16 protein-coding genes and 16 tRNA genes (1 of these 32 cut by a window edge) are annotated in these 25,000 nt (G+C 36.7%); 24 read left to right on the top strand and 8 right to left on the bottom strand.

The features are described 5' to 3' along the window. The 18 genes from ACO1DI_RS11420 to ACO1DI_RS11335 form a co-directional block, all read left to right on the top strand. Positions 1-73 (top strand) — tRNA-Thr (locus ACO1DI_RS11420) (it extends 3 nt beyond the left edge of the window). A gap of 8 nt (positions 74-81) precedes the next feature. Beyond that, positions 82-165 (top strand) — tRNA-Tyr (locus ACO1DI_RS11415). A gap of 7 nt (positions 166-172) precedes the next feature. Next, positions 173-247 (top strand) — tRNA-Gln (locus ACO1DI_RS11410). Positions 248-251: 4 nt separating this feature from the next. Beyond that, positions 252-327, top strand: a tRNA-Lys gene (locus ACO1DI_RS11405). 13 nt (positions 328-340) lie between these two features. Beyond that, positions 341-422, top strand: a tRNA-Leu gene (locus tag ACO1DI_RS11400). A 19-nt stretch (positions 423-441) separates the two neighbouring features. Further along, positions 442-516 (top strand) — tRNA-Gly (locus ACO1DI_RS11395). Positions 517-526: 10 nt separating this feature from the next. Then, positions 527-600: transfer RNA gene (locus ACO1DI_RS11390), tRNA-Cys, on the top strand. 12 nt (positions 601-612) lie between these two features. Next, positions 613-701: transfer RNA gene (locus ACO1DI_RS11385), tRNA-Leu, on the top strand. A gap of 9 nt (positions 702-710) precedes the next feature. After that, a tRNA-Arg gene (locus tag ACO1DI_RS11380) sits at positions 711-787 on the top strand. Positions 788-791: 4 nt separating this feature from the next. After that, a tRNA-Pro gene (locus ACO1DI_RS11375) sits at positions 792-868 on the top strand. 5 nt (positions 869-873) lie between these two features. Next, a tRNA-Ala gene (locus ACO1DI_RS11370) sits at positions 874-949 on the top strand. Positions 950-959: 10 nt separating this feature from the next. Continuing rightward, positions 960-1,052: transfer RNA gene (locus ACO1DI_RS11365), tRNA-Ser, on the top strand. An 11-nt stretch (positions 1,053-1,063) separates the two neighbouring features. Next, positions 1,064-1,139 (top strand) — tRNA-Asp (locus tag ACO1DI_RS11360). A gap of 11 nt (positions 1,140-1,150) precedes the next feature. After that, positions 1,151-1,224: transfer RNA gene (locus ACO1DI_RS11355), tRNA-Gly, on the top strand. 12 nt (positions 1,225-1,236) lie between these two features. Then, a tRNA-Ile gene (locus ACO1DI_RS11350) sits at positions 1,237-1,310 on the top strand. A 42-nt stretch (positions 1,311-1,352) separates the two neighbouring features. Continuing rightward, positions 1,353-1,424: transfer RNA gene (locus ACO1DI_RS11345), tRNA-Glu, on the top strand. 909 nt (positions 1,425-2,333) lie between these two features. After that, positions 2,334-2,945 carry a recombinase family protein gene (locus ACO1DI_RS11340; protein WP_014462076.1) on the top strand — a complete coding sequence of 204 codons (612 nt, stop codon included), beginning with the start codon at positions 2,334-2,336 and terminating at the stop codon, positions 2,943-2,945. A 180-nt stretch (positions 2,946-3,125) separates the two neighbouring features. Beyond that, positions 3,126-3,323: an IDEAL domain-containing protein gene (locus tag ACO1DI_RS11335; RefSeq protein ID WP_014462077.1), complete on the top strand. Its 198-nt coding sequence runs from the start codon at positions 3,126-3,128 to the stop codon at positions 3,321-3,323. A 78-nt stretch (positions 3,324-3,401) separates the two neighbouring features. Here the strand turns inward: ACO1DI_RS11335 and ACO1DI_RS11330 are convergent, their stop codons facing one another. Together ACO1DI_RS11330 and ACO1DI_RS11325 are read right to left on the bottom strand one after the other, a co-directional pair. Then, the gene (locus ACO1DI_RS11330) at positions 3,402-3,578 is read right to left on the bottom strand and encodes a hypothetical protein (RefSeq protein ID WP_423145257.1); all 177 of its coding nucleotides are present in this window, start codon (positions 3,576-3,578) and stop codon (positions 3,402-3,404) included. Between the two features lie 295 nt (positions 3,579-3,873). Next, complete coding sequence (locus tag ACO1DI_RS11325; RefSeq protein WP_243558022.1) at positions 3,874-4,722, bottom strand: metallophosphoesterase; 849 nt, start codon at positions 4,720-4,722, stop codon at positions 3,874-3,876. Positions 4,723-4,909: 187 nt separating this feature from the next. Here ACO1DI_RS11325 and ACO1DI_RS11320 point away from each other — a divergent pair, with 187 nt between their 5' ends. Both ACO1DI_RS11320 and ACO1DI_RS11315 read left to right on the top strand, forming a co-directional pair. Next, complete coding sequence (locus tag ACO1DI_RS11320; RefSeq protein WP_014462080.1) at positions 4,910-5,644, top strand: hypothetical protein; 735 nt, start codon at positions 4,910-4,912, stop codon at positions 5,642-5,644. A gap of 187 nt (positions 5,645-5,831) precedes the next feature. Beyond that, positions 5,832-6,491, top strand: a complete 660-nt coding sequence (locus ACO1DI_RS11315) for a DUF1796 family putative cysteine peptidase (protein WP_042992644.1) — start codon at positions 5,832-5,834, stop codon at positions 6,489-6,491. 942 nt (positions 6,492-7,433) lie between these two features. Here ACO1DI_RS11315 and ACO1DI_RS11310 read toward each other — a convergent pair. Both ACO1DI_RS11310 and ACO1DI_RS11305 read right to left on the bottom strand, forming a co-directional pair. Then, entirely contained in the window at positions 7,434-7,805 is a 372-nt protein-coding gene (locus tag ACO1DI_RS11310) for a hypothetical protein (protein ID WP_154974999.1), read from the bottom strand. A gap of 133 nt (positions 7,806-7,938) precedes the next feature. After that, complete coding sequence (locus tag ACO1DI_RS11305) at positions 7,939-8,682, bottom strand: hypothetical protein (RefSeq protein ID WP_181903676.1); 744 nt, start codon at positions 8,680-8,682, stop codon at positions 7,939-7,941. Between the two features lie 268 nt (positions 8,683-8,950). Between ACO1DI_RS11305 and ACO1DI_RS11300 the strand changes: the two genes are divergently transcribed. Together ACO1DI_RS11300 and ACO1DI_RS11295 are read left to right on the top strand one after the other, a co-directional pair. Further along, positions 8,951-9,373, top strand: coding sequence for a hypothetical protein (locus ACO1DI_RS11300; protein WP_115652749.1), 423 nt, complete (start codon positions 8,951-8,953; stop codon positions 9,371-9,373). A gap of 69 nt (positions 9,374-9,442) precedes the next feature. Next, a complete protein-coding gene (locus ACO1DI_RS11295) occupies positions 9,443-9,769 on the top strand; it encodes a hypothetical protein (RefSeq protein ID WP_243558024.1) in 327 nt (108 codons plus the stop codon). Positions 9,770-9,909: 140 nt separating this feature from the next. Here the strand turns inward: ACO1DI_RS11295 and ACO1DI_RS11290 are convergent, their stop codons facing one another. The 4 genes from ACO1DI_RS11290 to ACO1DI_RS11275 form a co-directional block, all read right to left on the bottom strand. After that, positions 9,910-10,581: a sulfotransferase family 2 domain-containing protein gene (locus ACO1DI_RS11290; protein WP_028412746.1), complete on the bottom strand. Its 672-nt coding sequence runs from the start codon at positions 10,579-10,581 to the stop codon at positions 9,910-9,912. 612 nt (positions 10,582-11,193) lie between these two features. After that, positions 11,194-11,769: a MerR family transcriptional regulator gene (locus ACO1DI_RS11285; RefSeq protein ID WP_243558028.1), complete on the bottom strand. Its 576-nt coding sequence runs from the start codon at positions 11,767-11,769 to the stop codon at positions 11,194-11,196. A gap of 1,035 nt (positions 11,770-12,804) precedes the next feature. Further along, positions 12,805-13,746, bottom strand: coding sequence for a tyrosine-type recombinase/integrase (locus ACO1DI_RS11280; protein WP_423145256.1), 942 nt, complete (start codon positions 13,744-13,746; stop codon positions 12,805-12,807). A 171-nt stretch (positions 13,747-13,917) separates the two neighbouring features. Then, complete coding sequence (locus ACO1DI_RS11275; RefSeq protein WP_243558032.1) at positions 13,918-15,306, bottom strand: replication initiation protein; 1,389 nt, start codon at positions 15,304-15,306, stop codon at positions 13,918-13,920. A gap of 992 nt (positions 15,307-16,298) precedes the next feature. On the opposite strand from ACO1DI_RS11275, the gene ACO1DI_RS11270 reads away from it, so the two are divergent. Further along, complete coding sequence (locus tag ACO1DI_RS11270) at positions 16,299-17,192, top strand: transcriptional regulator (protein WP_423145255.1); 894 nt, start codon at positions 16,299-16,301, stop codon at positions 17,190-17,192. 176 nt (positions 17,193-17,368) lie between these two features. Then, the coding region (locus ACO1DI_RS11265) for a tandem-95 repeat protein (RefSeq protein WP_423145254.1) at positions 17,369-25,000 on the top strand (7,632 nt) is incomplete at its 3' end.

The raw sequence follows: 25,000 nt of genomic DNA, 5'->3' as shown, positions 1-25,000 counted from the left end.
GGTGTAGCTCAACTGGTAGAGCAACTGACTTGTAATCAGTAGGTTGGGGGTTCAAGTCCTCTTGCCGGCACCATTTATATCGGAGGGGTAGCGAAGTGGCTAAACGCGGCGGACTGTAAATCCGCTCCTTCGGGTTCGGCAGTTCGAATCTGCCCCCCTCCACCATCTTTATTGGGCTATCGCCAAGCGGTAAGGCAACGGATTTTGATTCCGTCATGCGTTGGTTCGAATCCAGCTAGCCCAGCCATAGAGAGCCATTAGCTCAGTTGGTAGAGCATCTGACTTTTAATCAGAGGGTCGAAGGTTCGAGTCCTTCATGGCTCACCAGTTATATTTACACGCGGGTGTGGCGGAATTGGCAGACGCGCTAGACTTAGGATCTAGTGTCTTATGACGTGGGGGTTCAAGTCCCTTCACCCGCATCTTAATTTAGATAAATGCGCGGAAGTAGTTCAGTGGTAGAACACCACCTTGCCAAGGTGGGGGTCGCGAGTTCGAACCTCGTCTTCCGCTCCATATATATATTGGCGGCATAGCCAAGTGGTAAGGCCAAGGTCTGCAAAACCTTTATCACCGGTTCAAATCCGGTTGCCGCCTCCACGTATAAGTCCTGCCGGGGTGGTGGAATTGGCAGACACACAGGACTTAAAATCCTGCGGTAGGTGACTACCGTGCCGGTTCAAGTCCGGCCCTCGGCACCATTTTAATAAGCGCCCGTAGCTCAATTGGATAGAGCGTTTGACTACGGATCAAAAGGTTAGGGGTTCGACTCCTCTCGGGCGCGCCATAAACGGGAAGTAGCTCAGCTTGGTAGAGCACTTGGTTTGGGACCAAGGGGTCGCAGGTTCGAATCCTGTCTTCCCGACCATTTATGGGGCCTTAGCTCAGCTGGGAGAGCGCCTGCCTTGCACGCAGGAGGTCAGCGGTTCGATCCCGCTAGGCTCCACCATACAGTACACGGAGGAATACCCAAGTCCGGCTGAAGGGATCGGTCTTGAAAACCGACAGGGGTGTTAAAGCCCGCGGGGGTTCGAATCCCTCTTCCTCCGCCATTTTCTATTTTGGTCCCGTGGTGTAGCGGTTAACATGCCTGCCTGTCACGCAGGAGATCGCGGGTTCGATTCCCGTCGGGACCGCCACTTTAAAATATGCGGGTGTAGTTTAGTGGTAAAACCTCAGCCTTCCAAGCTGATGTCGTGAGTTCGATTCTCATCACCCGCTCCAAATCCAAGTAAAGGGCCTATAGCTCAGCTGGTTAGAGCGCACGCCTGATAAGCGTGAGGTCGGTGGTTCGAGTCCACTTAGGCCCATCATGTTTTATAGTAATTGAATTTAACTTATAAATTGATACTGGCCCGTTGGTCAAGCGGTTAAGACACCGCCCTTTCACGGCGGTAACACGGGTTCGAATCCCGTACGGGTCATCAAAAAAGCAGTTTGCAAATGCAAACTGCTTTTTTATTTCTATTAAATAAAATTAGGAGGAAATTGAATAAGAAAAGCGAAATAAGCTGTGGTAGCTTCTGCCGTAGGTTTAGTTATTTAGTTAGCGACTCCATTAGCTCTACCGAATTTAGGAGGTTCTTCTGGATCAGCAGAAGCTGCTGATGTTGAAGGAGACGTAACGGAAAAAGCGTTCTTTGAATCTGCTCAATAGTACAATGTGATGGTACTGGGTCTTTAGAGGATGATTCGAACAAACAGGTGATGACCAAAAAACGGTCAACTTTCATAGACCTTAACCGAATGGACTCTTCTGTAACGAGAAACAATGTTTAAAGATCTCCACCATTTTATGTATTAATAACTTAAAACCTTAAATAAAATACTCTCCTTAATATAAATGCCTTTATAAAAGTTGTGCTAATCTCTTTTCTTAATTGCTGAAAATTTGTATCTAATCCCCCCATTGTGTGTAAAACAAAAGTTAAATTCCTTACAGAGCGTTTCTCTGCACGTTAAAGACATATAATTTAATGTTTTTTATTAATAAATGCTGTAATTAAATAATCTCTGCATAAATTTAGACCTTTCTTCTTATCACATTAATTTAATAGGGGATATAATATCAATTTCCTATGTATTGTTCATGACATAGTTATTTGGCTAATGTTTAAATCACTAAGGAAATACTTCTATACATTTAATAAATATATAAAAGGAAAGTTCGTAAAAGTATACTTTTACGAACTTTCCTTTTATATAAGAAATCTACTGTTTTTATCGTTCGTTTAAGTAAGAAAAGTAATTACGAACGTTCTCTTTATCTAATACACTTTTACGAACGTTTTTGGTAGAATAAAAAGAAGATAGACACAAAAGGGAGTATAAAAATGGAAAATAGAAAATTTGGATATATCCGTGTAAGCAGCCGAGATCAAAATGAAGGACGACAACTTCAGTCCATGGAAGAAGTGGGCATTTCTCCTCGAGATATTTTCATGGATAAACAAAGTGGAAAAAATTTCAATCGAGAACAGTACCAATTACTAAAACGAATGATTCGTAAAGGAGATATTCTTTACATTCATTCACTAGATCGTTTTGGTCGTAACAAAGAAGAAATTTTACAAGAGTGGAATGCTATTACGAAAGAAATTGAGGCAGACATTGTTGTCTTGGATATGCCTTTGCTGGATACGACTCAGTATAAGGATAGTTTGGGAACCTTTATTGCAGATTTGGTTCTTCAAATTTTGTCCTGGATGGCGCAAGAAGAACGAGATCGTATTCGTAAACGCCAGCGAGAAGGAATTAATGCTGCGCTGAAGAGTGGTATATCTTTTGGCCGTCCTAAAGCCCAAGTTAGCCAAGATTTTATTGAGGCTTATAACCGTTGGAAACGAAATGAAATTACAGCCGTACAGGCAATGAAGGAAGCGAATGTAAAAAAGACAACGTTTTATAAATTAGTAAAACAACATGAGGATGCAATGAATATGTAAACTGTTTAAGCTAGTTTATGTTTTACCTTTAGAGCTTTGAAATAAATATTATTCTTTGTGTCAAGTTATCTTTTATTCCACATTCTTCTATATACTAATTTATCTATTAACCTCGTATTAAAACAATGAAAAAAGGAAACACTATTTTTAAAAGAGAAATGATAAAGGGGTTAATCGTTTATGGAAAATAATATATCCAACGAAATGAGTCAAATTGAAAAAAATATATCTGATGAAATATTAGCTGAATTGTTTTTAAGTCAAGTAACGAAACAATTCAAAAGAGGTAAAATTCTTGAAGAGATTGATCAGTCCTTAAAGAATAAAGACAAAGAAGCTTTTTTGCGTTTAACGGATGAACTAAAATTTGTATCTTAGTAAATAATTAGAAATAGGAAGTCATTATATAAACAAACCAGACTGAGTATCTTTCATAAGAGGTTAAGAACACAATTATTATGGTTTAGCTTCAATATAAATGGGATAATGAGCAGGAGAATATATTCCTATTAAGATTAGTAAATAAGCAAGCATGCAGCAGATCATAATTGCTCCTGTTACTAAAGCGCAACGAAGAAATTTCTTCATTATTTTATGTCTTTGAAACTTATTAAAGTTAAGAATGTTACTCATAAAATCCTCCCTTTCCGGATTGATGGAGACATATTGTAAAAAGAAGATAAAACTATCTTCCTTAAAGATCAAAGGAATAGTTTTATCTTTTAATGTAACACGATCATACGTACTAAGAAATAGTAAGTTGTGAGATGAAGGAGATAATATGTTATAAAAAGTAAACTTATACAAATGAAATAATAAATGCAGCTTTTCGCTAGTTATATAAGCTGGCGATTTTTGCATTTTGAGAATGGAAAGTTGCCTAAGGTTACCCTACCTACTCTTAATGTAGTCTTCTTTATTCCTCAAGCTATTGAACGCGAGTTTTTATGGTTTGCAAAGTAGCTATATTATTTTGGACTGTTAAATTTAATTCATAGTATCCTCTCTCGCTGGATATACATGCATAGTCCCCTGAACATCCAGTTACAAAAAACGAGGTATTAGGAAAGTTAGGATTGATTGCAACTGAGTTAGCAAAAAATTTATGTGCATGATGAGTGAAAATCGCTAAAATTTTGTTCCTTACGTTAGAGGGTATAGCATTAAAAAACATGTTTGTCTGCATTTGAGTCATAACATGATCACCATGTATTTCCGTAGTTATACCTGGAACTCTCAAAGGCCAATGAAAATCAATAATGTAATAATAGTTAGGATCTAAGTTACTTAGCAAGTTTAAGCTATCCTGGCTAAATACCCCGCCTCGACCATTATCTAACCAAACATGACGCACCAACCCTTGTGTTCCAGGAATAACTCTATAGCCAGTTAAATAACGATTGATGTACTGTCGAAATAAAGCTCTACTGTTATTTCTGTTAGTAGCCTCCCAGTTTCCTATAGAAGATCTGAAGGGAATTGATCCTAAAACATTATTTAAAATATTAGTGAACTGTTGGTAATATGTTTCAGCTACTTGTATTGAAGAAGCACCTAAAGCGTGTACATTATCTCCACCAAATATAATATATCGTTTATTACCATTGTTCACTACTCTTTGCAAAAGGGTATTAAACATACTTTGACTGTTTAAAAAACCTACATGACTATCACCTACAACTGCTAAATTAACTGTAGTAGCTAGTGGGAGTCCTGGTTGATTTTGAACGCAGTCATTTTCTCTTTTACCTTTATCGTTCTTAATTATTTTTACCACCCTTTCTGTCTATTGTTCTTGATATATTATTCATTAGATCAAGGAATGCTTGTACGATGATAAAAATGCTTCTTTATTTAAGAGAAGTAAAATAATAAATATTTTCTTTTTAAGCATGTCCAAACTCTTTTTGATTGGTAGCATATTCTGTTAATATAAATACCTTTTTAAAAAGGGGAACATAACATTGCTAACGAATAGTAAACAAAATTTAGAGAAATCTATTCAAAAAAATCAAGATAAAGAGTTCTTACAATACCTTCCACTACAAATTTATAGAGAAATAGCTTTTGCAGTCCCTATCCCCCAAGGCATCTCTGACTTACCACCAACTATTTTCTTTGATATTTCCAAGCAGTTTACTCCAGACCAGGTACAAAAAATTCAAGACACTATTAAAGGTGTATTATTTAACTGGTCGTTGCATCTAACACAAAAATGGAACAATGGATTTAATAATGGTGTATCACAATTGGCTGATTGCACGAACACATATGCGGTGAAAAACTTACAGCCTTTACGTTATTTTGGTGTTAATGTTACAGACGGAAAACAGGCCACAGATTTAGCTATGGAACAATTGACAGAAGTCATTAAAGACAATGGGCTTCGCCGATCCCAAAGAGCTAGGATAGATTGGATATACACCCCTTCTCCTATAACAATACAATTACCACCGACAGTCACTAAGACTCAAACTCCGTTATCTATGATTGTTAATGTATATCAACTCCAACAACCGAATGTAACTGCTGGCCTGCTTATAGGCTCTATGTTTCATGCTTGGCTCCATAGGGGCGGTTACGACGACCCTAAAGTTACAAATTATTTTATTTCTGAATGTCCAATGTGCGTTATGAGAAGTTATCAACCCAAAAAGCCCAATGTACCCGATAGTTTGTTCTATAAATATTTTAATTAAATCAACTAGTTTAAAAGTAGTGCATGATATATACAAAACGAAAGATTATAAACCAAACTATTAGCACTTAAAGAATGTTTAAAAAGGATTTTTTCCTATAATTTCACTTTTGTATTTAATATTTTTTACAACTAGTACAATTCAATTCACTATTTAATATAGTAGGTCATAAAAAAGGAGAATTCTGTTGAACCTAAAAGAAATTAAGGGATCATACGATGTAATTGTTAGCTTAGGCAGTGCTTGTAATCCTGCAATGGAATTAAAACGCTTAAATTTAAGGACATTCTCTGGACCACTAGACTGGAGTGTATCTCTATCACTTTCTGATGTTAATAGGTTACTGAAAAATAAATTCAGCAATTTTATGGAACTTGAAAACATGCAACTAACTGATGGAGCGTTTGCATTTGTCGATGATGGGGTCTTAATTGAAGGGGTGCAATCTTATTTAATAGAGGATACTCATTATAATATTATTTCAGTCCACGATTTCCCAATCATTCCACATCAACATTGGAGTGCCACATACACCTCCTATAAAGAAAAACTTACAAATCGAATTAATCGTTTTATAGAAAAAATCACAACCTCTGAATCTGTTTTATTTATTAGATGGGCTGCTACCTATGAGCAATCTTTAGAATTACAAGCAATTTTAGAACAGATTGTTAAAGGTAATTTTAATATTCTTATTCTATGCCCTGAAGAAGGATTCAAGGGTGTAAGTGAAATTAATTGGGGAATTGATAAAGTATGTGCAGTCAAAGTACCGAGACTCCCTAATGACCTGGAAACATGGAATTATGTTTTAGAAGGTATAACATTAAGTTCTAGAAAACAATAAAATGAAAGCATAAGAAGAGTTTCAAAATAAGAGAAGCAACCTCATACCTAATGGCATTGGAGAGAGGTTGCTTTTTTATGATTCACACTCGTCGAAGAATGAATAACACAGCAAGTAAATAATAATGTTATTTTTACATAATGTAACATAAAAAAATAATATTACAATAAATACTGTGTTTTTAAGTATGAGCATATGCATAAAAAGGCTGCTTTTCATACAAGATCTGTTAGTTAAAAAGGAATGAAAATGTTGGTAAATCAACGGTGTATAAAAAGTTGCATAAAAGAGAAAAAGAGAACTTCTTCGAACCCTTGGGGCGTAAGGGTTCTTTTTTGTGATGTGTTCCGGAAAGAGACCTTATGTAAACTAGCTTTGTATACGATATACACAGTTAAAATCCTTTATTTACAGCAATATAAAATGTTAAAGTGACTATATATTGGAATTAAGTGGAGGATAAACATGTATAGTAAAAATTGTTCTAAATGTGATTCAACTTTAACCAAAGCACGTATTCAATCATCCCCTGGAACAGTGGGAATAAACAAAACGCCTAGCAGAGTATTGAATAACAACAGTAATTATAGTGAGTTAGTACCTTATGTTTGCTCAAGCTGCGGTTATGTCGATTTTTATGTAGAGGATCCTGAAAAGTTCTCATAATAGAGCTTTTCAGGATTTTTTATTTCCCATAATATGGATTATGTTAACTATGGGTATAATTATAAAATTAAATTATTGTTTTGCAGAGGGGAATCTAGCTCCAGCAAAGTATATTCTGTTGTCTGCTCTAATTCTACTTGGAGTAGTGCTAACAACTAAAACTTCTACTCTCTCTCCAGCATTTAATTGAAGTATGTCATTGATCTCTATGACACCATCAAAACGACTAGCTGCCCCAAGAAACTCAACCTCAGCATCTAATAATAAACCATTTACTTAAAAAAATAATTCTACTTCATAATCAATATTTGGATTATCAGGCTGAAAGAAGATTGATGCATTAAACGCGTATACACCATTAAACTCAGGTATAAATGTTGAAGTAGCTGCATTATATTCATTATTACCTATATCAAATTGTTCATTTGGAAATGTAACTTTTACAAAAGTATCAGCTTGAGAAATAGGAATAGTAGTATTAGGATTAGTGGCTCTGAATGCTGAGGGACTTACAAGGTCCTCAGCATTAGCAACAAGTAAAGCATTCATGCCTTTAAACGTTGAGAAATTAACCTTTTTGTTGGTTTTTCTATATAATTTATTCTCTAATAAAAATAATGTTTGTATACTTGTAATGTTATAGGACAAGTATCTTGAAACAAATGAACTTTATTTAATTCAATATATGCTAGTGTCTATACAAGGTACTAGTAAGATTTTCAAGAAAACCATTTGAAAATCTCTACTCTTTAACAATAACGATCTTAAATTCCTATTAAGATTATTGAAATATTCTACTCATGCTAGCTTTTTGACACTGTAACGGATTAATAGTTGGAGTACTGTTAGGAAGTATAGGAGCCATGAGATTACCTGTAAGGTTACTGTGGGCTGTATCAATATTTCCTGCAGAATCAATAAAAGGACCCGTAGGATCTATAGATTCAAACATGAATACATTATTAACAGGTTGGTTATTAAGCTGAGTAAATAAAGCATGTCCTGCTTCATGTGCAAATGCAAAAGGAGCACTCAAAGCTCTGTTACTCAATGCAATGGATCCATAGAGTGTAAATTGAGGTACACCGTTTTCAACTCTAAAATTCTCAATTATTACTCCACCAACACCTATAGGTCGACTATTACCTGAAGGAGATGCAAAATCATTGCCACTTGTGTAAACAACGTATATGCCAGGTTGATTCCCATTCATTTGTTTAACTTGATTGATGAGATTCTCAACAGGTCCTCTAAATGCTTCATTAGTACTTAAATTGGTCGCATCTATTACTGTATTTACTTCGATTATAGGTTGTGAAATAAAGTTTATATTACATTCACCTCCACTATTCCATATCTGATTAGCTGAGGCAATGTCTCGATTAAATCTATTTTGCCGGCCATTACTATCACTGGGTGCAGAACCGGGAGTAAAGATACCATAAACATTAACCGAAGGATCACCCTGAGATTGGACTGAGTAACTATAGTTATATCTATATTTTCTCTTTCTTGATTTTTTCAATTAATGCACTTCCTTTTATATAATTAGTACAAGTTATGTAATTGCTAATAATTTGCTTGTATGCTTGTCCAATGACAGCACGATTATTTTATTGACTTTGGAAATTATATCCTTTTGAAGTATTAGCTTTTTTTGATGAGCAAGTAGAAAGAGAAAAAAGATTAGAAGCTATCATTGAACAGAACATCGAAATGATGAAACAATGTGCGATATCAATTGAAAAGATGAATGATATTATTTATGAACTGATGGGAGATGTAGAGGAGTAATGGAAACACAACGACGTATGATTACACTTGATAAAGAAACGGATCAATATATCCAAGATTATATGGCTGAACATAAACTTCGTTTCCCAGGAGAAGCGATTATGGATATCTGTAAAAAGTATCGGGAAGAAAAAAAGAAAGAATGGTCGTTAGACTATATTACGGAAACTGTTAGTGAAAATCTTCATGGTGTATTAAAAAATGAACTTAAAAAAATTCGATTAGGAACAAACAGTGCCGATAAAAACACACAAATTCTTATCGAATTTATGAATGGATTGTATTTTCACCATGGCTATAAGGGGATTATGACAACGGATCTTCAAGAGTTAGAAGAAACTAAACTTGCCAAAAAAGTTGTAGGTGAACGTATTGTGAATCAACGACAAAAACGGCTAGATAAGGAAAACTCTAAAAGCTAAAATAGCCTTTAAGGCTAGCTAGGTAGGCTTAAGCCTACTTTTTCTTTTAGTAAACGAGGTGTATATAGCTTGATATGTAGTTATTGTGGGACAGAAGGATTAGAAGATAGCTGCTCTTTTTGTGGGGCTAGTTTAAATATAAAAAGACCCAAACTAAAAGAATTTGTGGTCTTAGAGGACGTTGAGAAGCCTTTTAATGAACTTTCATGCTTTCATACGTATGATTTGTTAGTTTTGCTGCGTTTGGTACGTAAAGAAAGGACAAAGGTTTATGATTTAATGCTAAGGCTTAAAAAGGATGATAAGAGCCCTCAAATTATTCAAATAACACGTAACTATTTAAAAGACCTATATGAACCTTATACAAAGCGTATGAAGCTTATATGGCTATATTAATTAAATGAGACATAATCCCTTTATCATAAAAAATTGAACTAACTATATATGGGATTTGATACCGCATTTTTTTTAATAAGGTAACCTTTTCTTATATATTAAATGAAAGCTCTCTCTATTGAGAGCTTTCATTTTTATTTCTATAAATCATTTATTTGTTTGATGAAATTAGATTTTATATACTGAAACAGCTCTATATCCAACTCATTGTGCTTTTCTATTTTCTTAATGATATCAATGGGGACTTCGTTGAGCAAAGGGCGAGATTTTGTCACATTCACCTTCTTATATTTAATATTTCCCCATTTGAATTTTTTCTTTAGTAACAGAAGCGATTCGTTAAACATTTCTGTTATTCCTATTGATCCAAATTCCAGCAAGTTTTCTTTCGCTTTCTCTACGCTTAGTTGAGATTTCACCCCGCAAATTTGTTTAGTTTGGCCATTTGTAGCTTGAGGGTCCCAATCAATGTAGTCTTCAAAAGACATATGTTTCATGTTCTCTTCATAATACCCTGGATACGATTTCAAAAAATAATATAATGATATGACACGCTCAACCGGATGACGCATCATACTAAAATAAACATAGGGTTGAGAAAAAAATTCATGTATTCCATAGAAATGATGGCCGGATATAGCTTTTATGTTTTTTTTATCTTCTTCTTTTAATTGGCTAAACTGTTTATTCATCTCTTCTAAAGGAACATGATCGTATATTTCATTTTCAGAGTAGAACTTTTTAAAAATATTATTAAGTGTGGTTCCCCCTGTTTTAGGAATGTGCATAAAGATAACAACTTTTTCATCCATTTGAAATTGCACCTCTCCTCTAATTGCCTATAAGAATATCAGTTCCATAAATGGGTTATTGATAAATTTTACGTATCTTTTACAATAAAAATGTTACAAAGACACACATTTCTTTTTAAGAATAATAAACCGTGGATCTTGCGTAGGAATTAGATACGGATCACATAAACAATGGAGAATTTCTAGTGGTCGATATTTATGTTGGACAGAGCAAATCAATCATTGTATATTTGATGAACGCCATCAAGATACCAATAGGCAGTTTCTACGACAGCTATGGTATTTTCATTGGGTACTTGATTCAAATAACGAAAGAAGTATCGTGCTAAGAAAAGCTTCTAGAGGACGTGGTACTCCAGGCGGATAAACCAGAGTTTATGTGTTTAAAAATAGGATGCCATCAAATGGACAAACTGTATTAGTAAAAGCTGCCACACCTGTAAATTCCCCTTCAAGAACTTATAGAATTGTTTAACAATAATAAATTTCTTCTGGCAACTAAACATAAAATCTTAAAATTTACTATTTATTCATCGAAAATAAACGATAAAAGCAGCAGGTTTTTCTGTAATGCACAAAAAAACCTGCTGCTTTTATCGTTTAAGTAACGTATTAACCCCCAAAAATCTTACTCCAGAATCCTTTTGGTTTTGAATCAAGATTTTCTTGGGCGGCCGCGATAAGTTTTTTTGTATCACTAATTTCACGTATGGCACTAGTCAATTTCTCATCGCGTTTCTCTAGATTGTTTTCAATGTATTTGTCTTGGTGGTCTAGTTTTTCTGTAAGTTTCTTTATAAGGCTTCCTTGTTCATCTAGTCGTTGGATAAGCGCTAATTGAAATTGCTCATCTTTTTCAGAGCGATTAAGCAACTCTTGAACTTTTTCTTCAAGGGATTGTACTTTTTTTTCAAGGTTTGATTGAACTTCCACTGTCTCCGTTACAATTTCTCCTTGAAGCCACTGGTTTATCATCTTATAGCTCCAGTTTTGCTCTTGAATTCTTTTTTTTATTTCAGTTAATAAATCGATGTTTTGTTTGTTATAGCGCCTATGTCCGCCTTCTGTTCGTTGGATTTGGAGATTGAATTCTTTTTCATATAAGCGAATAAGATCTACACTTAATCCAGTTAGCTTTACTGTGTCTTTCAAAGTATAGACTACTTCATCTTTATTTTTTTCATGCATTTTTCTAGGATTCTCCTTTCTGTATAAAAATCTAGATATACTTTGAAGTTGATATATCAGTGTTAATGGAAATTCTAGAATGCGGTTTTGCGAGATATTATTCAAGATTTATATTTCTAGTAAAATTCTATTAATTACTTTATATTCCTGTTTTTTATGTACATTTTTCTTTTTCTTTCGCTAGGCCTTTTATTCTTCCTTTTCAATTCTAGATGAAATCATAAACTTTTCAAGAGTAAAACTGTTTATTTTAAATGTAGATAGATTATATATAAAGTTCAAAAAAAAGCAACTTAAGGATCAACATTAACTCTACTCGATTAAAACTTTGTTTTAGCCAATGTCTGCAAAAAAGGAGTTTTAACTGTTAAGAAATATCTTTGTTAACAACAGATTCACATCTTTTCCTCTCCTAAAGTCCAAAGAAACTAGAGTACCTAGAAAGCTTGATATAAAATAGCTTCAGACGAATCTAGAATGTACTTTCTCTAACTTTAATTCAAGTATTTTGTGTAAGATAATATAAATCCTATATACCTATATCTTCTGGATTTATTACGTTGGTTTAATGGAACTTCTTTTTTGTTTATACAATTCTTATAGAATTATTTTTCGAGTTAAAATTAATCTTAATTTTTTCTAAGTTATTTAAATTTTATAGCAAAAGCTAGAAATACAATGAACCATTGAAAATAAAGGGTTTTTAACGAATCTAGAGTGAACTTCTTCTAGATTTTAGCCGAGAATAATAAATCTAATTAAATTCTAGATGATTTTACAAGAGATTTGTTGTCATACAACCAAGACATGGCCGCCAAATTCTAAATTTGTAATGCTTGAGAAGGTTGTTTCCATCGCAATCGACTTTTTAAAACAGTTAAATTTTAAAAAGTGGATCATTAAGTTCAACTAAAGTTAAACTTAATGATTTTTTCTAAAATCAACTAAGGTGAAAATAAAATTAAGTTTAACTTGTAAAGTAAAAATCACTTACATAAAAGATGTTTTGGTGAAAAATAAGTTGAACTTAATATTTTATTTTGTCTTTAGATATCGCTTAAATCGATATAAAGCATGGCGGCTGGACAATCCAAAGTAATAAATAATGTGTTCGTTTGAATATCCATCATGAATTTTGTTAAGTATACAACTGTTTCGAAAGTGAGTAGATCTTACAATTGCTTGTATGCCTGAACGTTTGACTTCTCTTTCAATCATACGTTTTGTACCGATTATACTAATCCTTTTAGGTTTATTTAAATTGTAATCATACCAATAAACCATTTTTTGAGGATGAAAAGAAATAAATAACGGATCATTTGTATAATCCTTAGGTCTAAATAACAGAGGGATTGTTAATAGGTAATCATATATGGTTTTCTTATCGTGTTTAGAAAGCTCTAAGGTGCGTTTTGATTTGCTTGTGTTTACCGTTAATGTATTCTGTGCAAAGTTAATGTCTTGTATATTTAAAGATACAACTTCGTTAATGGTAAGACCGTAACGAAGCATTAAGATGAACATGGAATGGTTACGCGGACCTATATATTTATGTATCTGCAATTGAATATCACTTAAATGTTCGTGACTTATAACTGAATCTAAAAGAATTGAAGCATCCGATTCAGTTATAAAATCAGTATCAGTTAATGCTCGTTGTTTTTTTGTTGTTGCTTGTAAAAGTCCAATATCATCTGTGAGGCTATAATACTTTAACATGCCATTTAAATGTGATGCTACACGCCTCAGATTAGCTTCTGACAAGTTTTTTTCTTTTAAATAGGTAAAGTATTCGTCGTAATATTTCTTGTCTCCTGGCAAAGTTTCTGAAGGGATATTGGGATGAGATTCATTTAACCATTCAAAAAACTGTTTTAGATCATGCTTATACATTGATATTGTAGAAGCCTTTTTTTTAGATTCAACTAAATGAGATAAGAAATCTCCAAGCAAAATAAAGTTATTCAAATAAGACACACCCGATCTTTTAGGTAAATTTAATATACTATTATTATAACAAAAATATTAAACAAGCTTACTAAAATGATTCTTTTTTTCTTTATGTATATTAAATTTACCTAAGCGCAACAAAAGACGTGTAAAAGCCATCTCTGCAAGGCAAGGTTTTACACGTCTTTTTTTCTATAGCTAATTTCTATTTAAAACTTTACTTTGTAAAAAGTTTTTATACATTTTTTTTAACTCTTTATTTTTAAAATCCTTAACAATTCTTGGTTCTAAGCCTAATTTTTCACGTTTATTATAATCTTCTTCCATATTTCGAATGACTTCTTGTAAGCCTGCTTCTTGGGCTTTTTTTATTTCTTCTTGGGTAGGTTGATCTGAACTTAGAATCAGCATTCTTTTTAATTCTTGAAACTGCAAGAGCTTTTCTTCAAATTCTATTTGAGTTCCATTTTCTTTTAAAAATGATTCTTGCTTCTCTTTTAAAGTTGCATCCTTAAGAATTTGTTCTTTATCTCTAGCTTGTGCTATAAAATCTGGAACTAATTCTTTTTTTGCACGCTTTTTAGAGTTAATGCGTTTTGATTCCTGTGAGACCTGGGCATAATCTTTTTGAATCGCTTTTACTACGTAGGAATGAGGGTGAGTCACATCTCCTGTAATCAAACGATCTTGCGTGTATCTTATATTTCTTTCTAGGTGTTCTTGTGTAAATTCTGATAAAAGCCACTCTATTTTTTCTGGCTTAACCCCTAAGCCTGCTAAATCATTCTCAAGGCTGTTTGTGTTGTCTTCTAATTTCGAGAAGGATTGATTTAATTCTAGTTTTTTCTCTTGAGTAGAGCTAGAACCATTCAATGCAGGCGAACTGGTAATAATAAATTCTATGGACGTTACTTTTCTACCAGTTTTTATTTCCACGAATTCAAAGTGGATATCCGTTTTATTATTGATTTCTTTTTGAGCTACTGCTAATACTTTGCTTTTAAAATGGCCATACTGTTTATACTTGGTAGGTTCAATAGCTAAAAAATGACGTAATTCTTCAAGAGTGAGTTCCCTTTTTCGCAGACGCTCATATTGCTTAAGCAACTCATATATACGAATGGAATAGACCGAATTGAGTCTCACTACATTCTCTAATTGATACGATGTAAATTTTTCCTTAAGCTCTAAAAACAGATACTTTAAGCTAGGATGAAATTGTAATGTTATGTATCCTTCGTTTTCTTCATAAATAGACGTAATTACCCAGTTGTAATTTCTTTGTCTGCCTTTTTCTTTTATCGTAAGAATTTTTGTTTGAAGGCCATTCACGATTTCTTTTAAGTAAGAGTAAAAACCTGTTCCTTTTTTATTGCCTACGATTTCGATAAAGTCTTTAGCTCGAAATCTATAGGTCTTCAACGTTTCATCATTAGGCTGCACTTTAGATGCCATGATTAAGAGAATTCTTTGCTCTTGTAAAGACAATTTATATGTACTCTCAATGAGGATGTTTGATTTAGTTACCCAATTTTTTATATTTATGCTTTCCAGATCATATGGTTGAGCGACAGTGGTTTTCTTCATAAAATCCCCCATATTTTTCTAAACTATCACTAAAATATCATAAAAGTGATACTGTGTAAATTGCATGTTGAAGAGCAACTTGTCCTTATAATTTAAATATCACGCAAAATTAGTGATACTTCATGAAGGTTTTAAACTCTGAAAACCTTATATATTCTTAATTTATTACGCTCAGTCTGCATTTCAATGCGCAAAATTGGTGATACTTGAAGCGTGTCTGCATTTCCAACGCAAAATTAGTGATACTTAAAGCATTTTTATATTGTCCACGCAAAATTGGTGATAGTTAAGCCATAATTGCATTTCCAACGCAAAATTAGTGATAGTTCGCGCAAAATTAGTGATAGTTTCGCGCAAAATTAGTGATAGTTTCGCGCAAAATTAGTGATAGTTCGCGCAAAATTAGTGATAGTTCGCGCAAAATTAGTGATAGTTTAGGCTTATAAACGTTGTAATATCAGTGTCTATGGGCCCTCTAAAACAATAAAACAATAAAACAAATATATAAAACAATATATAAAACAGTAAAACAACATAAGAGAGTAGTTGTTTTTTTACTTTATAACTTTAAAGATTAATAATTAAGTAAAGGAATCCATTTGTAGTGAGGTTTTTAGAATATTAGCAGTGTATCCAGATTGAGTCATTTTTAATCATAGATAAAGTAAAATACAGAGGTTTTATGAGGAGTTCACGAATTCTTATTGAATTATAATATTACTAGACGGTATAATAGAGTCACCAAAACAGTGCGGAATATAAAAAGACTCCAACGTGTGCAAGTGGTGCGCCAACACCCTTACACCGTTAACCCTAAAACCACTAGGGAAAACACCTGTCGAAGTCCTAATACATAAATTTAGTTACGCCTTTATTTTATCGGATAATTAAATTTATTTCAAGGGCGTAGTCTGTCAAAAAATCCGACATCGTTTTCCTATTTCACGGGATGCGATGTCTTTTTTTGTTCCTGAAAAGGAGAGGATAGACTAATGTCTACTACACGTATGCTTACCGCAGAAGAATTTGATTATATGAAAAATTATCAGAGTTTCATAGAAAACCGTTCTCAACATCAATTAATGAAACGAAAATTACTTAAAGAAATTATCAACCTTTACGGAGAAAAGTTTTATCGCCTCCATGAAGGAACTAGAAAAGCTTTAGATCGGCTTTGTTGGTTTGCTGCAGAAAAAGGATTTTGCTTTCCAGGCAGTACATATTTAGGTAAGACGTACGAAAAGTCAAAAGGAACAATTGATCGCCATTTAAAAGAATTGCGAAAACAAGCACAAATTGTTACTCTATATCGTCGATGTCCGCGCAACAACGGCAAGGGGAATCCAGTACACTTATTTGTGAATCACCCTTATTTTAATCATTGGGTTAAGTATTTACAGCTTGATTTAGAGTCTAACGTTGAAGCAGATGTCAAAACAGAAAATGCTGAAATCTCTTGGGAGAGTAAAGGGAAAGAGACAAAAAAACGGTCTACCTATAATCTATCTTTAAAAGATTTAAATAAATATATACGTAATGATGTTAATTTTAAGCTCTCGTCAGATTATGTGCCGTTTTTTATTCCAAAAGCTTTTAAAGATACTGTGAGACCTTTTTTTCCTTGTGCAGATGATATTTATGATTTATGGGGGAAAGTTCGACTAGCTTACAAAGCGAGCCGTTTAGAAAAGCCGTTGGAAGATGTAAGTTTTCTTCCTGTTCAAGCATTTAAAGAGACGGTTTTTGCTTATAAAAGAAATCGTATAAAAACTAATTTTGCAGCTTACTTTTTTGGAACAGTTCGAGGAATATTTGTTATTGAGCGTAGAAAAGAAGTTCAGCGAAACGGGGATAGTAAGCTATTTTATAACTTTTTAGACTCCTAGATTAGAAAACAAATAATATTATTTATACATATTTTAAGTCAGAATGAGTGTTGTTAAGATTTAAAAATCCGAAAAATTTTATCTCTTGTACCTAAAATAAGACGGGTCTATATACACATTTCTATTGGTACTTTACATATACTGTTACGATTTATTTTGTTATAAGAGGTGAGTAAATGCCATATGTTAATCGGTTTTTAACAAATGCTAATGGGGCTGTTACATTTACAGGCAACACTTTTGGCTTAAATAAGCAAGCTAATGCTAACGCTCCTGGAACAGCAGGGTCAATAGGAACATTTTTCAGTGTAAACCCAAGTTCTGTAGATGGATCATTTCCTACGGGGACTACTGCAAACTATTTGCAAAACTCTTCTAGTGCAGTGCTAAGGCTCCCATCTACCACTACTCAAATTCTTTATGCAGAATTAATATGGGGTGGAAGCTATCTTTATGGTGGAGAAGATGTTAGCGCAGCTTTAAATAATGCTGTGACTTTTATTACTCCTACTAGAACAGTTAGTATACAGCCAGACACAGCTACACGTTTTACCTTAACAAATTCGAGCTTTTATTATGTCCGCAGTGCAAATGTGACAAATTTGATTTCTCAGGCAGGTACGTATTCAGTACAGGGTGTTCCTGGAACACAAAGTACAACAGAAAACAATGCCAATGCGGCTGGATGGACATTGGCCGTAGTATATGCTGATCCTTTACAGAAATCTCGAAACTTGTCTATTTTTGTTGGAGCAGAATTGACCAGTTCATCTACAGGAAGCTCTACAGCAGCTGTAACTGGATTTGGTACGCCTATTACAGGAACAGTAAATGGTAGATTATTAGTAAGCGCCATTGAAGGAGATTCAGCTATAGTAGGTGATCAACTTCAATTTGGCCCTACAGTTGCAGCTTTGCAACCAGTTTCGGGACCAAATAACCCTATAAGTAACTTTTTTGCTTCTCAAATTAATAATGATGGTGGTGTATTAGATACAAGTGGACAATTTGGTAGTTTCAATAGCACACCGGGAGGTAGCTTATCCGGTGCGAGACAGGGGTGGGATATTACCAATATTGACGTCTCGGCTCGTTTATCAAATAACCAAACCAGTGCCGTCGTACGTGGGACGACGACTGGAGATACTTACGTTATTAGCACTTTAGCTCTTCAAGTAGATATTAATGCACCTGTTTTAAATGTATCAAAGTCTGCTAATGTTACATCTGCTCGAACAGGAGATATTATTACTTATACGGTTCAAGTAAGTAATACTGGAACGGCTTCTGCCAATGTTCTAATAGCTACAGATCCATTGTCTTCAGCAACAACCTTTATTCCTAATAGTTTGCAAGTAGATGGAGTTATTCAGACAAATGCAGATATCCGAAATGGTTTGTCGCTTGGTACATTAAATATTAATCAAACTCGGATTTTGACATATCAGGTTAGAGTAGTTGGCCCTCTGACATCAATCTCTTCTCTTGGTAATCAAGTTTTTATTAATTACCAATTTGAAAGTACGCCAGGAAATGTATTAACAGGATCAGGTGCTTCTCCCGTCAATAGCGTAACAGCTATTAACACTCCTCCTACAGTTCCCAATTATACTGTTACAAATCCTGAGGATACTGTAGCAATTGGAACAGTCATTGGCAGTGATATCGATGGGAATCCTCTAACTTATCGTATTGGTACAAGGCCGACTAATGGAATAGTAACTGTTAATCCTAATGGACAGTTTGTCTATACCCCAAATTTAAACTTTAACGGGACGGATCAATTTACAGTTATTGTAGACGATGGACAAGGAGGAACAGCTACCTCTGTAGTTACCATCATAAATACACCTGTAAACGATAATCCCGTTACTCAAAACTATGCAGTTATTACTAATGAAGATACCCCTTTAGTTGGTCAGATACAAGCTACAGATGTAGATGGTAACTTACTTACCTTCCAATTACAATCTCCACCAACAAACGGAACAGTTACCGTAACTAATAGTGGAGCTTACACGTATACCCCAAATTTAAATTTCAACGGAAGCGATCAGTTTACCGTGTTAGTCTCAGATGGTCAGGGAGGCACGGCCGTTTCGACAGTAACAGTGACAGTAACGCCGGTGAATGATGCACCGACGGTGCCAAATTACACGTTTAGTACGCAAGAAGACAGTCCTGTGGTAGGAGCAGTGGTAGGGACGGACGTGGATGGAAATCCTCTTAGTTATCAGCTGCAAAATGGTCCAACAAATGGAATAGCTGCCGTGAATGCAAATGGAACGTTTAGTTATCAACCAAACTTGAATTTTAATGGGACGGATCAGTTTACGGTATTGGTGTCAGACGGTCAGGGAGGCACGGCGGTTTCAACGGTGACCATCAACGTTATCCCTGTCAACGATCCCCCAATTACGTCCAATGTTAGCTTTACGATTGCGGAAGATAGCACGTTAATCAATCAAGTAGTGGCGGTAGATCCTGATGGAAATCCGTTAACGTTTAGCCTACAAACGGCACCGGGCAACGGAGTGGCCGTGGTGAATGCAGATGGAACGTTTAGCTACCAGCCGAACCTGAACTTTAATGGGACGGATCAGTTTACCGTGTTGGTCTCAGATGGTCAGGGAGGCACGGCCGTTTCGACAGTAACAGTGACAGTAACGCCGGTGAATGATGCACCGACGGTGCCAAATTACACGTTCAGTACGCAAGAAGATAGTCCTGTGGTAGGAGCAGTGGTAGGAACGGACTTGGATGAAAATCCTCTTAGTTATCAGCTGCAAAATGGTCCAACAAATGGAATAGCTGCCGTGAATGCAAATGGAACGTTTAGTTATCAACCAAACCTAAATTTTAATGGGACGGATCAGTTTACGGTATTGGTGTCAGACGGTCAGGGAGGCACGGCGGTTTCAACGGTGACCATCAACGTTATCCCTGTCAATGATCCCCCAATTACATCCAATGTTAGCTTTACGATTGCGGAAGATAGCACGTTAATCAATCAAGTAGTGGCAGTAGATCCCGATGGAAATTCGTTAACGTTTAGCCTTCAAACAGCACCGGGCAACGGAGTAGCTGTGGTAAATGCAGATGGAACGTTTAGCTACCAGCCGAACCTGAACTTTAATGGGACGGATCAATTTACGGTATTGGTGTCAGATGGCCAAGGAGGCACGGCGGTTTCAACGGTGACGGTAACAGTCACGCCAGTGAATGATGCACCGACGGTGCCAAACTACACGTTCAGTACGCAAGAAGATAGTCCTGTAGTAGGAGCAGTGGTAGGAACGGACGTGGATGGAAATCCTCTTAGTTATCAGCTGCAAAATGGTCCAACAAATGGAATAGCTGCCGTGAACGCAGATGGAACATTTAGCTATCAGCCGAATCTGAATTTTAATGGGACGGATCAGTTTACGGTATTGGTGTCAGACGGTCAGGGAGGCACGGCGGTTTCAACGGTGACCATCAACGTTATTCCTGTCAATGATCCCCCAATTACGTCCAATGTTAGCTTTACGATTGCAGAAGATAGCACGTTAATCAATCAAGTAGTGGCGGTGGATCCCGATGGAAATCCGTTAACGTTTAGCCTTCAAACAGCACCGGGCAACGGAGTAGCTGTGGTAAATGCAGATGGAACGTTTAGTTATCAGCCGAACCTGAACTTTAATGGGACGGATCAGTTTACCGTGTTGGTGTCAGATGGCCAAGGAGGCACGGCGGTTTCAACGGTGACGGTAATAGTCACGCCAGTGAATGATGCACCAACGGTGCCAAATTACACGTTTAGTACGCAAGAAGACAGCCCTGTGGTAGGAGCAGTGGTAGGGACAGATGTGGATGGAAATCCTCTTAGTTATCAGCTGCAAAATGGTCCAACAAATGGAATAGCTGCCGTGAACGCAGATGGAACGTTTAGTTATCAACCAAACCTAAATTTCAATGGGACGGATCAGTTTACGGTATTGGTGTCAGACGGTCAGGGAGGCACGGCGGTTTCAACGGTGACCATCAACGTTATCCCTGTCAATGATCCCCCAATTACATCCAATGTTAGCTTTACGATTGCGGAAGATAGCACGTTAATCAATCAAGTAGTGGCAGTAGATCCCGATGGAAATCCGTTAACGTTTAGCCTACAAACGGCACCAGGCAACGGAGTGGCCGTGGTGAATGCAGATGGAACGTTTAGCTACCAGCCGAACCTGAACTTTAATGGGACGGATCAGTTTACCGTGTTGGTATCAGATGGCCAAGGAGGCACGGCGGTTTCAACGGTGACGGTAATAGTCACGCCAGTGAATGATGCACCAACGGTGCCAAATTACACGTTTAGTACGCAAGAAGATAGTCCTGTGGTAGGAGCAGTGGTAGGGACAGATGTGGATGGAAATCCTCTTAGTTATCAGCTGCAAAATGGTCCAACAAATGGAATAGCTGCCGTGAACGCAGATGGAACGTTTAGTTATCAACCAAACCTAAATTTCAATGGGACGGATCAGTTTACGGTATTGGTGTCAGACGGTCAGGGAGGCACGGCGGTTTCAACGGTGACCATCAACGTTATCCCTGTCAATGATCCCCCAATTACATCCAATGTTAGCTTTACGATTGCGGAAGATAGCACGTTAATCAATCAAGTAGTGGCAGTAGATCCCGATGGAAATCCGTTAACGTTTAGCCTACAAACGGCACCAGGCAACGGAGTGGCCGTGGTGAATGCAGATGGAACGTTTAGTTACCAGCCGAACCTGAACTTTAATGGGACGGATCAGTTTACCGTGTTGGTGTCAGATGGCCAAGGAGGCACGGCGGTTTCAACGGTGACGGTAATAGTCACGCCAGTGAATGATGCACCAACGGTGCCAAATTACACGTTTAGTACGCAAGAAGATAGTCCTGTGGTAGGAGCAGTGGTAGGGACAGATGTGGATGGAAATCCTCTTAGTTATCAGCTGCAAAATGGTCCAACAAATGGAATAGCTGCCGTGAACGCAGATGGAACGTTTAGTTATCAACCAAACCTAAATTTCAATGGGACAGATCAATTTACGGTATTGGTTTCAGATGGTCAGGGGGGAACGACGGTTTCGACCGTTACAATAAACGTAATTCCAGTGAATGACCCTCCAATCACCGCTGATTTAGCATTTACAATTAATGAAGATACACCCCTTACAAATCAAATTCCAGCTTTTGATCCCGATGGAGATCCTTTGACATTTACTCTGTTGAATCCGCCTCCGTCAAATGGAAGTGTTGTATTAGGGGCAAACGGAGTATTTACTTATACACCAAATTTAAATTACACCGGAATGGATACTTTTGGTGTGCTGGTGTCAGACGGTAAAGGAGGAACTTCTCTTTCTACTGTAACCTTAACGATTGTCCCAGTAAACGATCCGCCAGTAGGAGGAGATAGATCTGTTACAACGACCATTAACCTTCCTGTTACAAGCAGCATACCTGCTTCAGATCCCGACAACGTTACTCTAACCTATACTCTGCAATTAGTTCCAAATAACGGTAATGCTGTTATAAGTCAAGATGGTACATTCATTTATACACCTAATAACGATTTTATAGGTAATGATCAATTTACCATACTAATAACAGACCCAGAAGGAGCGACTGCACTATCAACCATTTTTGTAAGGGTACTTGAAACAAATGGAACTACAACTTCACAAGATTTACAAATCTCTACTGATGAAGACACACCAGTAACAAATCAAATAATTGCTACTAATGTAAATGGAAATCCACTTGTTTATACTATTGAAAATCAACCTATTAATGGAGTAGTAACAATTGATTCTGATACAGGAATATTTACGTATACACCGAATGCAAACTTTACCGGTTCAGATGCGTTCGTAGTATATATAACTGATAATTTAGGAGGAAATGCTACTTCTTCAGTTATCGTTACAGTTATTCCAATAAATGATCCTCCGATTGTTCCTAATTATCAGTTGACAACGAATGAAGATACATCAGTAACTTCTATGGTAATTGCCACTGATATTGATGGCAATCCACTGACTTATTCGCTACAAAATGCTCCAGTAAATGGAATAGTAAACGTGAGCTTAGATGGGATGTACACGTATACCCCAAATGCTGATTTTAATGGGATAGATCAGTTTACGGTATTGGTGTCAGACGGCCAGGGAGGCACAGCCATTTCCACAATTACAATTACGATTCTGCCAGTAAATGATCCGCCAGTAGGTCCAAACGAAATTACGATTGTTACACCTGAAGAAACACCTGTTACTAGCCAAATCGTAGCGACTGATCCAGATGGAGGAGTGCTCACGTATGCGTTACAAGATCCACCGACAAATGGGGTGGCAGTGGTCAATGGTGATGGAACGTTCACGTACACGCCAAATGAAAATTACACTGGAAATGATACGTTCACAGTCCTAATAAGCGACCCGTCGGGCGCATTTATAGTGACGAATGTATTAGTAACAGTCACGCCAGTGAACGATGCACCAGTGGTGCCAGACTACGCGTTTGTGATCAATGAAGACACGAGTTTGAACAGCCAAGTGGTGGCAACGGATGTGGACGGAAACCCACTAACGTACGGGTTACTGGCAGTTCCAGCAAATGGAACAGTGGTAGTAAATCCAGACGGCAGCTATAGCTATACGCCAAATGAAAATTACACTGGAGTGGATAGCTTTAGTGTCGTGGTCAGCGATGGCCAAGGAGGAACAGCCATTTCTACCATCACAATTACGATTCAGCCCGTAAATGATCCACCAGTAGGTCCAAACGAAATTACGATTGTTACACCTGAAGAAACACCTGTTACTAACCAAATCGTAGCCACTGATCCAGATGGAGAAGTACTGACGTACACGTTACAGGACCCACCAACAAATGGAGTGGCAGTGGTCAATGGTGATGGAACGTTCACATACACACCAAATGAAAATTACACTGGAAATGATACGTTCACAGTCCTAATAAGCGACCCGTCGGGTGCGTTCATAGTGACGAACGTACTAGTAATAGTCACGCCAGTGAACGATGCACCAGTGGTGCCAGACTACGCGTTTGTGATCAACGAAGACACGAGTTTGAATAGCCGAGTGGTGGCAACGGATGTGGACGGAAACCCACTAACGTACGGGTTACTGGCAGGTCCAGCAAATGGGACAGTGGTAGTAAATCCAGACGGCAGCTATAGCTATACGCCAAATGAAAATTACACTGGAGTGGATAGCTTTAGTGTCGTGGTCAGCGATGGCCAAGGAGGAACAGCCATTTCTACCATCACAATTACGATTCAGCCCGTAAATGATCCACCAGTAGGTCCAAACGAAATTACGATTGTTACACCTGAAGAAACACCTGTTACTAGCCAAATCGTAGCCACTGATCCAGATGGAGAAGTACTGACGTACACGTTACAGGACCCACCAACAAATGGAGTGGCAGTGGTCAATGGTGATGGAACGTTCACATACACACCAAATGAAAATTACACTGGAAGTGATACGTTCACAGTCCTAATAAGCGACCCGTCGGGTGCGTTCATAGTAACGAACGTACTAGTAATAGTCACGCCAGTGAACGATGCACCAGTGGTGCCAGACTACGCGTTTGTGATCAATGAAGACACGAGTTTGAATAGCCGAGTGGTGGCAACGGATGTGGACGGAAACCCACTGACGTACGGGTTACTGGCAGTTCCAGTGAATGGGACGGTGGTAGTAAATTCAAATGGTACCTATACGTATACGCCAAATGAAAATTACAACGGAGTGGATAGCTTT

Origin of the sequence: Priestia sp. 40 (genome assembly GCF_049368575.1) — a bacterium.
GTDB classification, from domain to species: Bacteria; Bacillota; Bacilli; order Bacillales; family Bacillaceae_H; genus Priestia; species Priestia zanthoxyli.
This window is presented reverse-complemented; position numbering and strand designations above follow the sequence as displayed.